8 protein-coding genes are annotated in these 14,795 nt (G+C 60.5%); 4 read left to right on the top strand and 4 right to left on the bottom strand.

What is annotated here, in order from left to right; all coding sequences use genetic code 11:
• Nucleotides 1-22 precede the first annotated feature (22 nt).
• Nucleotides 23-3,976, bottom strand: a complete 3,954-nt coding sequence (gene putA / locus G9Q84_RS17385; protein WP_181643768.1) for a trifunctional transcriptional regulator/proline dehydrogenase/L-glutamate gamma-semialdehyde dehydrogenase — start codon at nucleotides 3,974-3,976, stop codon at nucleotides 23-25.
• 461 nt (nucleotides 3,977-4,437) lie between these two features.
• Here putA and putP point away from each other — a divergent pair, with 461 nt between their 5' ends.
• From putP to G9Q84_RS17370, 3 genes are all read left to right on the top strand, one after another.
• On the top strand, nucleotides 4,438-5,922 hold the full coding sequence (putP, locus tag G9Q84_RS17380; protein WP_032890351.1) for a sodium/proline symporter PutP: 1,485 nt from the start codon (nucleotides 4,438-4,440) through the stop codon (nucleotides 5,920-5,922).
• Nucleotides 5,923-6,091: 169 nt separating this feature from the next.
• Nucleotides 6,092-8,107 carry a type VI secretion system Vgr family protein gene (locus G9Q84_RS17375; RefSeq protein ID WP_181643767.1) on the top strand — a complete coding sequence of 672 codons (2,016 nt, stop codon included), beginning with the start codon at nucleotides 6,092-6,094 and terminating at the stop codon, nucleotides 8,105-8,107.
• 15 nt (nucleotides 8,108-8,122) lie between these two features.
• Nucleotides 8,123-8,848 (top strand): DUF4123 domain-containing protein, encoded by a 726-nt coding sequence (locus G9Q84_RS17370; RefSeq protein WP_095186102.1) that lies wholly within the window; start codon nucleotides 8,123-8,125, stop codon nucleotides 8,846-8,848.
• Here the strand turns inward: G9Q84_RS17370 and G9Q84_RS17365 are convergent.
• Complete coding sequence (locus G9Q84_RS17365; protein WP_181643766.1) at nucleotides 8,834-10,111, bottom strand: O-acetylhomoserine aminocarboxypropyltransferase/cysteine synthase family protein; 1,278 nt, start codon at nucleotides 10,109-10,111, stop codon at nucleotides 8,834-8,836. The genes G9Q84_RS17370 and G9Q84_RS17365 overlap by 15 nt on opposite strands.
• Nucleotides 10,112-10,285: 174 nt before the next feature.
• Between G9Q84_RS17365 and G9Q84_RS17360 the strand changes: the two genes are divergently transcribed.
• Nucleotides 10,286-11,122 carry a 23S rRNA (adenine(2030)-N(6))-methyltransferase RlmJ gene (locus tag G9Q84_RS17360; protein ID WP_016975658.1) on the top strand — a complete coding sequence of 279 codons (837 nt, stop codon included), beginning with the start codon at nucleotides 10,286-10,288 and terminating at the stop codon, nucleotides 11,120-11,122.
• A gap of 125 nt (nucleotides 11,123-11,247) precedes the next feature.
• Here the strand turns inward: G9Q84_RS17360 and msrA are convergent, their stop codons facing one another.
• Nucleotides 11,248-11,895 carry a peptide-methionine (S)-S-oxide reductase MsrA gene (gene msrA / locus G9Q84_RS17355; RefSeq protein WP_032890360.1) on the bottom strand — a complete coding sequence of 216 codons (648 nt, stop codon included), beginning with the start codon at nucleotides 11,893-11,895 and terminating at the stop codon, nucleotides 11,248-11,250.
• A 72-nt stretch (nucleotides 11,896-11,967) separates the two neighbouring features.
• Complete coding sequence (locus G9Q84_RS17350; protein ID WP_032890362.1) at nucleotides 11,968-14,661, bottom strand: putative bifunctional diguanylate cyclase/phosphodiesterase; 2,694 nt, start codon at nucleotides 14,659-14,661, stop codon at nucleotides 11,968-11,970.
• Between the last annotated feature and the right edge of the window lie 134 nt (nucleotides 14,662-14,795).

Genomic DNA, 14,795 nt, shown 5'->3' with positions numbered 1-14,795 from the left:
CATGTTTACCGCGTTTCGTCAGTTAGCCGATGGTCATCAGGCTGGCGTTACCGCCCGCTGCAGCGGTGTTAACGCTCAACGCCCGTTCGATCACCAGGCGCTCCAAGGCAATGGATGTTTCGCCCTGAGACAAGCCATGCACCCCGACAATCGCCCCACCGCGCTGCGCCACTTGCTGGCACACCGCACGCAGTTGGTCTGAATCACCGTGATGCAGGACGGCGTCAAACACCACCTCGTCCTTGGTCCAATCCGCCACGCGCTTGATCTTCGCTTGAATTTCCTTCGGCAAGCGTAGGAACACGGCCTTGGTCAGGTCAGTTTCCGGCCATACCGCCGAACCGCCGACGGCCAATACCGCCGCCAGTTGAGTCAACAGATCGCCTTCCACTTCCGCCAGGCACAGTACGTGCTCGCGGGGCAGGATGGCGTAGCTGTTGCGCTCGCCGGTCGGACCCGCCAACTGACGGGTGATCCCGCTTTGGGATTGCGCGGCGAACTGGCTGCACAGAGCACTCAGCTCGCTGAACGAATTGCTGTCGGCCCAGGTTTTCAGGGCGGTCAGCGGTTGGCTCATGGCGTCGCGCAGACGTACATCCGGTGCAGTCAACGTGTCGCCACGTACGAAGGATTGCTCGATCGCATCGGTAGGACGGGTCGACAGCAAGCGGTACAGGTACAGCGGACCACCGGCTTTCGGGCCTGTGCCCGACAGGCCTTCGCCGCCGAACGGTTGCACGCCGACCACGGCACCCACGATGTTGCGGTTCACGTAGACGTTACCGGCATTGACGTTGTCGATCACCTTGGCGATGGTCTCGTCGATACGGGTGTGCACGCCCAGGGTCAGGCCGTAGCCGGAGGCGTTGATCTGGCCGATGAGCTGGTCGATCTCTTTGCGCTTGTAGCGCACCACGTGCAGTACCGGGCCGAAGATCTCGCGTTGCAGTTCGTCAAAGCTTTCCAGTTCGATCAGGGTTGGCATCACGAAGGTGCCGCGCTTGATTTCTTCACCGTCGGCAATTGCCACCTGGTACACATTGCGGCCTTTGTCGCGCATCGCCTGGATGTGTTTCTCGATGCCGGCCTTGGCTTCGGCGTCGATCACCGGGCCGATGTCTACCGACAGGCGCTCCGGGTTGCCAAGGCGGCATTCAGCCATGGCGCCCTTAAGCATTTCGATGACGCGGTCTGCCGAATCTTCCTGCAGGCACAGTACCCGCAGGGCCGAGCAACGCTGGCCGGCGCTGTCGAAGGCCGAGGACACCACGTCGATGACCACTTGTTCGGTCAGTGCCGAAGAATCCACGATCATCGCGTTCTGGCCACCGGTTTCGGCGATCAGCGGGATCGGACGGCCCTGGGCATCCAGGCGGCCGGCGACATTGCGTTGCAGCAGGCGCGCGACTTCGGTGGAACCGGTGAACATCACGCCTTTGACGCGATCATCATTGACCAGGCGGGCACCCACGCTTTCGCCCTGGCCCGGCAGCAGTTGCAGCACGCCTTCCGGAATACCGGCTTCCAGCAGGATGCGCACGGCTTGTGCAGCCACCAGCGGGGTTTGCTCGGCAGGTTTGGCCAATACCGGGTTGCCGGCGGCCAATGCGGCTGCGACTTGACCACTGAAAATCGCCAGCGGGAAGTTCCAAGGGCTGATGCAGACCACTGGGCCCAGCGGGCGGTGGGCATCATTGGTGAAGTCGTTACGGGCCTGTACGGCGTAGTAACGCAGGAAGTCCACGGCTTCACGCACTTCGGCGATGGCGTTCGCGAAGGTTTTGCCGGCTTCGCGAGCCAGCAGTCCCATCAGCGGTTGGATCTCGCCTTCCATCAGGTCGGCGGCACGTTCCAGAATCGCGGCACGCTCGGCGGGCGGGGTGGCCTGCCAGATCGGGCCAGCGTTGATGGCGCATTGAATCGCGTTGTCGACGTCTTCGACGGTAGCTTCTTGAACCTGACCAACCACATCACGCAGGTCAGACGGGTTCAGTACTGGCGCAGCCGGTTGATCACTGGTGGCGCAACCCAGCATCGGCGCGGCTTTCCAGTTGTTGTGTGCGGTTGCCAGCAAGGCGCAGGACAGCGACGCCAGACGGTGTTCGTTGGCCAAGTCGATACCGGCCGAGTTGGCGCGGTCGCTGCCGTACAGGTCGCGCGGCAATGGAATACGCGGGTGCGGCAAGCCGAAGCCGCCTTCCTGCGTGGCCATTTGCTCGATGCTGGCCACTGGATCAGCCACCAGCTCCTGAATGGAGATGGACTGGTCGGCGATGCGGTTAACGAACGAGGTGTTGGCGCCGTTTTCCAGCAGGCGACGCACCAGGTAAGCCAGTAACGTTTCGTGGGTGCCGACCGGTGCGTACACGCGGCACGGACGGTTCAGTTTGCCGTCGGAAACCTTGCCTACGACCTGCTCGTACAGCGGCTCACCCATGCCGTGCAGGCATTGGAACTCGTACTGGCCGGGGTAATAGTTCTGACCGGCGATATGGTAAATGGCGGACAGGGTGTGGGCGTTGTGCGTGGCGAACTGCGGGTAGATGACTTCCGGCACCGACAGCAGCTTGCGTGCACAGGCAATGTAGGAAACGTCGGTGTACACCTTGCGGGTATACACAGGGTAGCCTTCCAGGCCTTCGACTTGGGCGCGTTTGATCTCGCTGTCCCAGTACGCGCCTTTTACCAGGCGGATCATCAGGCGATGGCGGCTGCGGCGCGCCAGGTCGATGACGTAGTCGATTACATAGGGGCAACGCTTTTGGTAGGCCTGGATCACGAAACCGATGCCGTTCCAGCCGGTCAGTTGCGGCTCGAAGCACAGGCGCTCCAGCAGGTCGAGGGACAGCTCCAGGCGGTCGGCCTCTTCGGCGTCGATGTTCAGGCCGATGTCGTATTGCTTGGCCAGCAAGGTCAGGGACAGCAGGCGCGGGTACAGCTCGTCCATCACGCGCTCGTACTGCGCACGGCTGTAACGCGGGTGAAGTGCCGACAGCTTGATGGAAATGCCCGGGCCTTCATAGATCCCACGGCCGTGAGACGCTTTGCCGATGGAATGAATCGCTTGTTCGTACGACGCCAGGTATTTCTGGGCATCGTGTTCGGTGAGTGCGGCTTCACCGAGCATATCGTAGGAATAGCGGAAACCTTTGGCTTCGAACTTGCTGGCGTTGGCCAAGGCTTCGGCGATGGTTTCGCCGGTGACGAACTGCTCGCCCATCAGGCGCATGGCCATGTCGACGCCCTTGCGGATCATCGGCTCGCCGCTTTTGCCGATGATGCGGCTCAGGGACGAGGTCAAGCCGGCCTCATTATGGGTGGCGACCAGTTTACCGGTCAGCAGCAGACCCCAGGTGGCAGCGTTGACGAACAGCGACGGGCTGTTGCCCAGGTGCGGATGCCAGTTGCCGGTGCTGATCTTGTCGCGGATCAGCGCGTCACGGGTGCCCTTGTCCGGGATGCGCAGCAGCGCCTCGGCCAGGCACATCAGGGCCACGCCTTCCTGGGATGACAGGGAAAATTCCTGCAGCAGGCCCTGAACAATGCCGGCACGACCGCCAGCACTTTTCTGATTGCGCAGTTTTTCGGCAATCGAGGCGGCGAGCTTGTTGGTGGCTTCAGCCATTGGAGCCGGCAGACGCGCCTGCTCGATCAGCATCGGCACCACTTCCGGCTCTGGGCGACGGTAAGCGGCAGTGATGGACGCGCGCAGTACGGACTGCGGCAGGATGCTCTCGGCGAATTCAAGGAAGCACTGGTGCGCATGGTCGGCCTGGACCTCACCCGCGTCATCGGCATCCTTGCTGCTCAAACCGTTGAGTTCGGTCAGGGTTGCACCACCCTCCAGTTTCTCCAGGTAATTGAAAATCGCCTGCTTGATCAGCCAGTGCGGCGTGCGATCAATGGAGGTCGCGGCTGCCTTCAGGCGTTCGCGGGTCGGGTCGTCAAGTTTGACCCCAAGGGTGGTCGTCGCCATTTTCTTATCCTCATGGGTGCCACTACCGAGTGGCATTAGCTGGCGGCAAGATTAGCTTTGCGCATGCAGAGGTGCAACCGGGTGCAACCCTTTTTATCCATGAAATTTTCGACGCTTCATCCGAATTAATTTTGACGCCAGCAGAATGCGCTTTGTCTTGGTGCTTTTACTTCTTAGATCGGCTGTTCTTGCTCCGAAAGGGAGCAAAAACAGGGTGTTTTGCGGATTTTGTACTCAGGTGCAACTTATTACCCAGAAACTGGTTGCACCTTATTTGCTTTGTTGAATAGCATTCGCGGCCAAGGTGCAACCATCCGTAAACCGGGGTTCATCGGCTGACGGCTTTCCTGGGGAAACGTCAGTCATAAATGCGCGGCATGCAGCTACGTTTACCCACTGACCAGTGGGTGGCCGTCTGACAGACCGCCGCTACATAAAAACAAAGCCAGGGCGTCACTCAAATGAGCGTAAGTAATCCAACTCTGATCACATTCGTGATCTACATCGCAGCAATGGTGCTGATCGGCTTCATGGCCTATCGCTCCACCAACAACCTTTCCGATTACATCCTTGGCGGTCGCAGCCTCGGTAGCGTGGTGACAGCGTTGTCCGCCGGTGCTTCCGATATGAGCGGCTGGTTGTTGATGGGCCTGCCGGGCGCAATCTACATGTCCGGTCTGTCGGAAAGCTGGATCGCCATTGGCCTGATCGTCGGTGCCTACCTCAACTGGCTGTTCGTGGCCGGTCGCCTGCGGGTACAGACCGAACACAACGGCGATGCCCTGACGCTGCCGGATTACTTCTCCAGCCGTTTCGAAGATAAAAGCGGCCTGCTGCGGATCATCTCCGCCGTGGTCATCCTGGTGTTCTTCACCATCTACTGCGCCTCCGGCATCGTGGCCGGTGCCCGTCTGTTCGAAAGCACCTTCGGCATGTCCTACGAGACCGCGCTGTGGGCCGGCGCTGCGGCGACAATTGCCTACACCTTCGTCGGTGGTTTCCTGGCAGTGAGCTGGACTGACACCGTACAAGCCACGCTGATGATCTTCGCGCTGATCCTCACGCCGATCATCGTGCTGCTGGCCACCGGTGGTGTCGATACGACCTTCCTGGCGATCGAAGCGAAGAACCCTGACAACTTCAACATGCTGAAAAACACCACCTTCATCGGCATCATTTCGTTGATGGGCTGGGGCCTGGGCTACTTCGGCCAGCCGCACATCCTCGCGCGTTTCATGGCGGCGGATTCGGTGAAGTCGATTGCCAACGCACGCCGTATCTCCATGACCTGGATGATCCTGTGCCTGGGCGGCACTGTGGCCGTGGGCTTCTTCGGTATCGCTTACTTCTCGGCGCACCCGGAAGTGGCTGGCCCGGTCAACGAGAACCACGAACGTGTGTTCATCGAACTGGCCAAGCTGCTGTTCAACCCATGGATCGCGGGCGTACTGCTGTCGGCCATCCTCGCGGCCGTGATGAGTACCCTGAGCTGCCAACTGCTGGTGTGCTCCAGCGCCCTGACCGAAGACTTCTACAAAACCTTCCTGCGCAAGACCGCCTCCCAGGTTGAACTGGTCTGGGTCGGCCGTCTGATGGTGCTGCTGGTGGCGCTGATCGCCATCGCCATGGCTGCCAATCCAAACAACCGCGTCCTTGGCCTGGTCAGCTACGCCTGGGCCGGTTTCGGCGCGGCGTTTGGTCCGGTGGTACTGATCTCGGTGATCTGGAAAAACATGACCCGCAACGGCGCACTGGCCGGCATCCTGGTCGGCGCGATCACCGTGATCGTGTGGAAGCACTTCGAACTGCTGGGCCTGTACGAAATCATCCCAGGCTTCATCTTCGCCAGCCTCGCGATCTTCTTCGTGAGCAAGATGGGCGCCCCGACCGCCGGTATGGTCGAGCGCTTTGATGCGGCGGAAAAAGACTACAACCTCAACAAGTAATTCGCCGGGCGTTAGGCGCTCTACGAATTGAAAAAAGGCCCGCGTCCTACGGATGGCGGGCCTTTTTTTGCGCGTGTGTGTAGGGAGTTGCTGATTTATCGGGCGTGCGCTCTGCCGTGCAAAACAGTGGTGCAGAATCCACCGCCTACTCCTCGCAGAGAAACACCGGATGTTCGCTCCTGCCAATCAAAGTGCTTTTACCCTGACCCTCGACGGGGAGCCTAGTGAACTCAACGTCTTTGAGTTTCACGGTGCGGAAGCCATCAGCCAGCCGTATTGTTTTGACCTTGAACTGGTCAGTGAGCAGCCTGACCTCGACCTGGAAAGTTTGCTGCATCGCCAGGTTTTTCTGCGTTTCGATGAGCTCGGCCATGGCGTCCACGGCCTGGTCTATCGGGTGGCGCAGGGCGACTCCGGGCGGCGCCTGACGCGTTATCAGATCAAGCTTGTGCCGCAATTGGCCTACCTGGCCCACAGCAGTCACCAGCGCATTTTCCAGCATCAAACAGTGCCGCAGATTGTTACGCAGGTGCTGGTGGAGCAGGGGGTCCATGCCGATCAATTCGAATTTCACCTGAGCGGTGTTTACCCCGAGCGCGAGTATTGCGTGCAGTTTGCTGAAAGCGACTTGTCGTTCATTCAGCGGCTGTGTGCTGAGGAGGGGATTCACTATCACTTCCAGCACTCGCCTGAACGACACTTGCTGGTATTTGGCGATGATCAAACAGTATTCGCCCAACCCAATCAGCCAACGCCCTACATGCCAGGCTCAGGGATGGTGGCGGATACACCCGCGATCAAGCGCTTTGCCGTGCAACTGGAAACCCGCACCACGGGGGTCAACCTGCGTGACTACGATTTCCGTAAACCTAGCCTGGTGCTGGAGAGTGACGTGGCCAGCGAACAGCTGCCACGTCTTGAGGCGCAGGGCTATCCCGGCCACTTTTGCGACCGGTCCCATGGCAAGTACCTCGCGCAACGGGGGTTGGAGCGCCACCGTAGCGACTATCGAATTGCCCGCGGCAGCGGTGATGAGCCGGCATTGGTCAGCGGCCATTTCCTTACGTTGACCGGTCACCCGCGTGATCCATGGAATGACTTGTGGTTGGTGACTCACGTCACTCACGAAGGCAAGCAACCCCAGGTGTTGGAGGAGGCGGTGACAGAGGTCGCCGGTGGCGATTTTCGTCAGGGTTATCGCAACGAGTTTGTTGCTGCGCCGTGGGACGTGATTTTCCGACCGCCTTTGCCCGAGCAACCGCGGCCGACATTGGCGGGTTATCAAAACGCAGTGGTGACTGGCCCCGCCGACAGTGAAATCCACTGCGATGAATACGGGCGGGTCAAGGTGCAACTGGCCTGGGATCGAGCCGGGGAGCACAACGATCATTCCAGCTGCTGGCTGCGTGTCGCCAGCGGTTGGGCCCATGACCGCTATGGTGCGGTGCTTATTCCGCGAGTGGGTATGGAAGTGCTGGTGGGGTTCGTCAATGGTGATATGGACATGCCGCTGGTGGTGGGTTGCCTGCCCAACGCTGCGACATCGCTGCCCCTCGACCTGCCGGCCGACAAAACCCGCAGCATCTTGCGCAGTCGGAGCAGCCCCGGTGGAGGTGGCTACAACGAACTGCGCATCGAAGACCGCAAGGGCTCCGAGGAAATTTACCTGCGCGCCCAGCGAGACTGGACCCAGCACGTGCTGCATGACCAGCGGGTGGAGGTCGACAATCAACGTCGTATCAGGGTGGCGGGCGAGTCGCACCATGAGCTTCAAGGCGAAGAGCTGCGCATCACTCACGGCAATCGGCTCACCGAACTCAAGCAGGATGATCACCTGGTGATCGGCGGCTCGCAGCAGGTAAAGGCTGGGCTGACCATTCAGATCGGTGCAGGCCAAAGCGTTGTTATTGATGCGGGGGCCATCGTGACGATCCAGGCGGGAGGGCAGTCGATCACGTTGTCTGCGGGCGGTATTTTCAGCAGTGTGCCGATTCAGTTGGGAAGTGGTCCTGCTCCTGTGGCAGCGCCGTTGATGCCTGGAGTGAAGGAGAAGCTGTTGGCGGTTATCCCCGCGCCCCTGAGCCTGGTGCAGGTGGCTAGCCTCAAGCGTAGCGCTCCCTTTTGCGAAGAGTGTGAGCGCTGCAAGAGAGGGCAGTGCGATATCGCTCATTCAGCTCAGCCTTAAAAGGAAGTTATCCCCATGTCTGAACGGTTGATCCCCAGCGCTTGGCTTACACAATTCCCTCTGCTTCCCAATGAGCAGCTCTTCGTGGTGTTGGGCGCTGCCAGCGACGCCAATCCGCTTGCTGCCTGGCGAGCCACCTCAGCCGCATCGCTGCCCCAATCAATTTGGACAGGCACGGCTTACGCCGAATGGGAGGAGGTCATGCCTTACTTGGGCATCGTCGAACCTGACAGCGCCTTTCTTGAATGGGCTGCAACCACTGAAACAATGGATTGGGGGTGGCTGGCGGTATCTTCCAGTCCGTTAGACGTCGTCATCGCGCACCTCCAAAGTTTGACCAAGGTCTATCTGCCGGATGGCCAGGAAGTGTTTTTGCGATTCTGGGATGGCACCCAGTGTCTGCCGATGTTGCAGGGGCTAGGCGATGAGGCGGCAAAAGTATTGCCGGTGTTCCAGCGCTACTTGATCAACGGCCAGCCGCTGACGGTCGCGACGGGGCCTGCGACCGAGGCCAACACCAGCCCTTGGTGGCGAGTCCCCGCATCGCTCTTGGCACACCTGGCAGAGCAAGCACCGCAAACCTTGATCGACAACCTCTTGCAGTGGCTGCAAGAGCAGCGGCCCGACCTGTACACCGCCTTCACGTTGGCGACCTTGCAGCACAAGGTCGCTTATTTCGCTCGTCGGCCGGATGTCACCCATGGGGCGTTGGCCGAATATCTGGCCTTAGAGTTGAGTTGAGCCCAGCGCCTGTTGCAGGTCCTCGATCAAATCTTCAATCGCCTCGATGCCTACCGACAGGCGAATCATCTCCGGCTTCACGCCGGCCTTGGCCTGTTCCTGTTCGTTCATTTGTCGATGGGTGGTGGACGCGGGGTGGCAGGCCAGGGACTTGGCGTCGCCGATATTCACCAAGCGTTTGAAGATTTGCAGGGCGTCGTAGAAGCGCACACCTGCCGCGTACCCGCCCTTCAGGCCGAATGAAAGGATCGCCGAGGGTTTGCCTTGCAGGTATTTCTGCGCCAATGCGTGATGGGGGTGATCCGGCAGCCCCGCATAGCTGACCCATTCCACATCGGCATGGCCTTGGAGGAATTGCGCGACCTTGAGGGCATTTTCCGTATGGCGCTCCATGCGCAGGGCCAGGGTTTCCAGGCCCTGGAGCAGCAGGAAGGCGTTCATGGGCGCCAGTGCTGCGCCGGTGTTACGCAACGGGACGGTGCGCGCGCGGGCGATGAAGGCGGCGGGGCCGAACCTTTCGGTGTAGACCACGCCGTGGTAAGCCGGCTCGGGCTGGTTGAGGCCGGGGAATTTTTCCGGGTATTGGGTCCAGGGGAAGGTGCCGCTGTCGACGATCGCACCGCCCAGGGAGTTGCCATGGCCGCCGATGTATTTGGTCAGCGAGTGCACCACAATGTCGGCGCCGAACTGGATCGGCTTGCACAGGATCGGTGTGGCCACGGTGTTATCCACCATCAGCGGCACGCCGCGGGCATGGGCGACCTCTGCCAGGGCTTCGATGTCGATGATATTGCCCGCCGGGTTGCCGATGCTTTCGCAATACACCAGCTTGGTGTTGTCGTCGATCAGTTCGGCAATGGCCGCGGCGCTGTCGTCGCGGGCGAAGCGTACGTCGACGCCAAAGCTGGGCAGCAAGTGGGCGAACAGGGTGTAGGTGCCGCCGTAGAGCTGTGGCGTGGTGACGATATTGTCGCCGGCGCGAGTGAGGGTCTGGATCGCATAGTGAATGGCCGCGCTGCCGGCCGACACGGCCAGTGCCGCAATACCGCCTTCGAGGGCGGCGATGCGTTGCTCCAACACATCATTGGTGGGGTTCATGATGCGCGTGTAGATATTGCCGGGCACGTCGAGGTTGAACAGGTCGGCACCGTGCTGGGCGTTATCGAATTCGAAAGCGACGTTCTGGTAGATCGGCACGGCCACGGCCTTGGTGGTCGGGTCCGACTTGAAGGCGTGGTGCAGTGCGATGGTGGCGTCTTTCATGATTGTTATTGACCTCCCTGGATGGTGGATGGCCACAATAAATCCGCCTTGGCGCCAGCATTTAGATTTTTTTCAGTCCCCGTCCTGCTTTTACGACATAAGCACCGCCTGGCATGCAGCCCTGCACCTTTGCGCCCGTAGAAGGTAAACTTCGCCCCCTGCGCAGGAGCAACCATGAATTATCGTCACGCCTTTCACGCCGGCAACCACGCCGATGTCTTCAAACACCTGACCTTGACCCGCCTCATCGCCCTGATGTCGCGCAAGGAGCAGCCGTTCGCCTACCTCGACACCCACGCAGGGATTGGTCTGTACGACCTGCAAGGCGACCAGGCCAATCGCACGGGTGAGTATCTGGAAGGCATCGCGCGCCTATGGGGCGAAAGCGACCTGCCGCCGCTGACTGCCGATTACATGCGCGTGCTGCACGAGATGAATCCTGACGGTCAGTTACGCTACTACCCTGGCTCGCCGGAACTGGCGCGGCGTCTCACGCGCCCACAGGACCGCGTGTTGCTCAATGAAAAGCACCCGGAGGACGGCGTGCTGCTCAAAGACAATATGAAGGGTGATCGCCGCGTCAAAGTGCACTTGGGCGAAGGCTGGCATGTGCCGCGTGCCTTGCTGCCTGTGCCGGAAAAACGCGCGCTGATGCTGATCGACCCGCCGTTTGAAAAGCTCGACGAGATGCAACGCTGCGCCGCCTCCCTCAAGGAAGCCGTCAGCCGCATGCGCCAAACCGTCGCGGCGATCTGGTACCCGGTGAAGGATCAACGCATGCTGCGTCGCTTCTACCAGGACCTGGCCGGCACCGGTGCGCCGAAGTTGCTGCGTGTGGAATTGCTGGTGCATCCGCTGGACACGCCCAACACCTTGACGGGCTCGGGCCTGGCGATTGCCAACCCGCCTTGGGGTCTGGAAGAGGAATTGCGTGAACTGCTGCCGTGGCTGTCCAAGAAGCTTGGCCAGACCCAGGGTGGGTGGCAGATGGATTGGCTTATCGCCGAATAATCCTCGGCGCTGATCAAGTGTGGGAGGGGGCTTGCCTCCGATAGCGGTGGGTCAGCTACAGATGTACTGACTGACATTCAGCTATCGGGGGCAAGCCCCCTCCCACATTTTGATCTACGTCGGCTTTAGATCGGGCAGGTCACGCCGGTCCCGCCGATCCCACAGTAGCCCTGCGGGTTCTTCGCCAAGTATTGCTGGTGATACGCCTCGGCGAAGTACACCGTTGGGGCTTCTTCGATTTCCGTGGTGATAGCACCCAGGCCGGATTTGGTCAGCTCTTGCTGATAAGTCTCGGCACTGGCCTTCGCCGCCGCCAATTGCTCAGGCGTGGTCGCATAGACCACCGAACGGTACTGGCTGCCGATATCGTTGCCCTGGCGCATGCCCTGAGTTGGGTTGTGCAATTCCCAGAACATCTTCAACAGGTCTTCGTATTTCACTTTGGCCTGGTCATAAACCACCAGCACCACTTCACTGTGACCGGTCAGGCCGGAGCAAACTTCTTCGTAAGTCGGGTTCGGCGTGTAGCCGCCCGCGTAGCCGACCACGGTGCTGACCACGCCCTCGCGCTGCCAGAACCTGCGCTCCGCACCCCAAAAGCAGCCCAGGCCGAAGATGGCAAAACCCACGTCATCGACGAACGGGCCGAGCAGTGGGTTGCCGTTGACGAAGTGCGTCTCCGGCAGATTCATCGGGGTTTCACGACCAGGCAACGCTTGTTCTTGAGTAGGCAACACGTTTTTGTTCACCAGAATTTCCGAGCGCAAGACCATGATCAGTCCTCTCAGTCAGATTGAGTAAGGTAAGAATTCAGACAGCCAGTGTGCCCGAGTGTTACCGCGCTGTCAGGCGATTGGCCCGCGCGGGTAGCGTTTGAGCTTCTCAAGCAGCTCTGCGCCGGGGATTGGCCGGTCGAACAGGTAGCCCTGGCCCACGTCGCAGCGATGCCGACGCAGGAACGCCAGTTGCTCGGCGGTCTCGATGCCTTCGGCCACGACCTTGAGCTTGAGGTTGTGAGCCATGGCGATCACGGCCGAGGTGATTTCCATGTCGTCCTGGTTGTCCGGAATTTCATGGATAAAGCTGCGATCGATCTTAATGATGTCGATGGGGAATTTTTTCAGGTAGCTCAGCGACGAGTAACCAGTACCGAAGTCGTCCATGGCCAGGGTCAGGCCAAAACTCTTCAACTGATCCAGTTGCAGGCGCGTGTCTTCAGTGGCTTCCAGCAGCAGGCCTTCGGTCAGCTCCAGCTCCAGCAGGTTGGCCGGCAGCTCTTCTTCCTTGAGGATTGTGGCAATCGAGGCCACCAGGTCCGGGTCGGAGAACTGCTTGGGTGACAGGTTGATCGCCACCTGCAGGTTGCCCATGCCGGCGGCGCTCAGTTGCTTGCTCATGCGGCAGGCCTGGCGGGCGATCCATTTGCCGATTGGGATAATCAGCCCCGTCTCTTCGGCCACGCTGATGAACTGATCGGGACGGATCATGCCCTTTTCTGGGTGATTCCAGCGCAGCAGCGCTTCCATGCCCAGCAACCGGCCGCTGCGCAGGCACAGCTTGGGCTGGTAGAACACGTCCAGTTCGTTCTGGGTCAGGGCGCGCCGCAGGTTATTTTCCACGAACAGCTTGTAGCTGGCCTCGGCGTTCAGCGCCTCTGTAAACACCTGAACCTGGTGTTTGCCGTTGGCCTTGGCCTTGTGCAGGGCGAGGCCGGCGTTGCGCATCAGGGTCTGCGGGTCGCGCCCGTGCAGCGGCGCGCAGGCCAGGCCCACGGAACCGGTGACGCTGATCAATTGGTTGTCGACGAACATCGGTTTGTCGAGCGTCGCCAGCAATTGGCTGGCGACCTGCTGGCCGCTTTCCAGGTCGGTGTCGTCCAGCAACACCGCAAACTCGTTACTGGCAAAGCGCGCCAGGCTGCCGCTGGCACTCAGGCTGTTGCGCAGGCGGCGGGCCAGGCTGATCAACAGCTTGTCGCCGGTCTGGTGGCCAAGGCTGTCGTTGATGCGTTTGAAGTTGTCGATGTCTACCAGCAACAGGCTGATCGGGCTATCGCTGTCGCGTGCAAAGCGTTCATCGAGGTTGCGGATAAACGCCGGGCGGTTGCCCAGGTTGGTCAGGTTGTCGGTATACGCCAGACGCTCGATGCGCTGCTGGGCGAGCTTGGTCTGGGTGATGTCTTCGTAGATGCCGATGTAGTGCGTCAGCTCACGGTTGTCGCCATACACCTTGGAAATCGACAACTGGCCCCAATAGGGTTCGAGGTTCTTGCGCCGGCTCTTGAACTCGCCCTGCCAGCTGTTGCTCTTGGCCAGGCTCGATGGGGCGTCGAACAGCAATTCGCTGAGGTTTTCCAGGGCGGGCAATTGCGCCAGGCGGTGGCCGTGGACTTCTTCGGCGCTGTACTGGGTGATCGCGGTGAAGCTTGGGTTGACGTACTCCACCACGCCGTCGCAATTGACCAGCAGAAAGGCGTTGGCGCTTTGCTCCACCGCACGCTGGAACAAATGCAGGGCGCTGGTGGCAGTACGGCGGTTGTGGTTGTTGATCACTTGCGCGAACTGGTCCGCGAGCTCGCCGGCGAAGGCGATCTCGTCAGCCTGCCAGTCACGCGGGCTGCCGCACTGCTCCAGGCACAATACGCCGACCACTTGGCCGTCGACGCGGATGCTCGCATCGAGCATGGCGTGGATGTCTCTGTTGCGTAGATTCTCGGCCATTTCGCGGGTGCGCGGATCGCGCATGGCGTTGGTGGCGTCGATGGCGCGGCTGCTTTGCAAGGCTTCCAGATAATCCGGGAAGCGGCTGGCATCGATGGGTTCGGGCAGATGGTGCTGTTGGTTGTCGCGGTGGTAAGCCGAGATTGGCACCAGGCGCTGGTCTTCGAGGTTCCAGATGCTGGCGCAGTCGATCTGGTAGATATCGCAGGCGCTGCGCGTGATCAGCTCGGCGGCTTCCTGAAGCGAATTGTTGGCGGTGTAGCGCTGGCGGGCCAGCAACAGGATCAGTTCCTGCTGGGCGCGCACTCGTTCCAGGTGCTGCAATTGCTCCTGCTGGGCGCGCTGGTTCAGCTCCAGGGCGATTTGCAGGCGGCTGTTCTGGCTTTCCAGATCCTCGGTCGGGACGGGTAAGGGAAGCTCGCTGAACAGACCATCGACCACCATCAGGTAGCCGCGCAGCAGATGGCGATTGTGTTGTTTGTAGGCTTCGCCCATTTCCAGCAGGCTCAGGGGGCCGTCACTGGTGTGCAGGGTGTAGCGCACCAGGTAATGAGGGCTCTGGGTCAATTGCTGCTGGATGATGTCGTGCAGTTGATAGCGGGCCTGGGGTTCCATCAGGCTGGCGTAGGGCGTGCCGAGCAGGGCACACAACTCGACCGCAGGCAGGCCGAATTGGCGCTCGCAATTGGGGTCAAGGTACAGGAGAGCCCAGCTTGCCTCATTAAGCCGCTCGAAACGCAGCATACCGAGGCGCGAAGGCACCGGTAACTGCGTCACTACCTCGGCCGCCATACGGGCGACATCGGGTTGGCTTTTCATGGGGAGACTCACTTCAAAAAACGCGCACGGCGCAGGGCTCACGCCCTCTTTTTTTGTTGCCTGTGGCAAGGTTGCATCATGCGGCACAGACTGACAAGAGAGGATGAAGGCTAAGTGCTATAAGGGGGTTATCG

Source organism: Pseudomonas sivasensis (assembly GCF_013778505.1).
GTDB lineage: Bacteria > Pseudomonadota > Gammaproteobacteria > Pseudomonadales > Pseudomonadaceae > Aquipseudomonas > Aquipseudomonas sivasensis.
This window is presented reverse-complemented; position numbering and strand designations above follow the sequence as displayed.

What these genes read in the sequence shown, in the direction of transcription:
- msrA (WP_032890360.1), bottom strand. Translation starts at nt 11,895, where the DNA reads ATGGTCTTGCGCTCGGAAATTCTGGTGAACAAAAACGTGTTGCCTACT.
- putP (WP_032890351.1), top strand. Translation starts at nt 4,438, where the DNA reads ATGAGCGTAAGTAATCCAACTCTGATCACATTCGTGATCTACATCGCA.
- G9Q84_RS17365 (WP_181643766.1), bottom strand. Translation starts at nt 10,111, where the DNA reads ATGAAAGACGCCACCATCGCACTGCACCACGCCTTCAAGTCGGACCCG.
- G9Q84_RS17350 (WP_032890362.1), bottom strand. Translation starts at nt 14,661, where the DNA reads ATGAAAAGCCAACCCGATGTCGCCCGTATGGCGGCCGAGGTAGTGACG.
- G9Q84_RS17370 (WP_095186102.1), top strand. Translation starts at nt 8,123, where the DNA reads ATGTCTGAACGGTTGATCCCCAGCGCTTGGCTTACACAATTCCCTCTG.
- putA (WP_181643768.1), bottom strand. Translation starts at nt 3,976, where the DNA reads ATGGCGACGACCACCCTTGGGGTCAAACTTGACGACCCGACCCGCGAA.
- G9Q84_RS17360 (WP_016975658.1), top strand. Translation starts at nt 10,286, where the DNA reads ATGAATTATCGTCACGCCTTTCACGCCGGCAACCACGCCGATGTCTTC.
- G9Q84_RS17375 (WP_181643767.1), top strand. Translation starts at nt 6,092, where the DNA reads ATGTTCGCTCCTGCCAATCAAAGTGCTTTTACCCTGACCCTCGACGGG.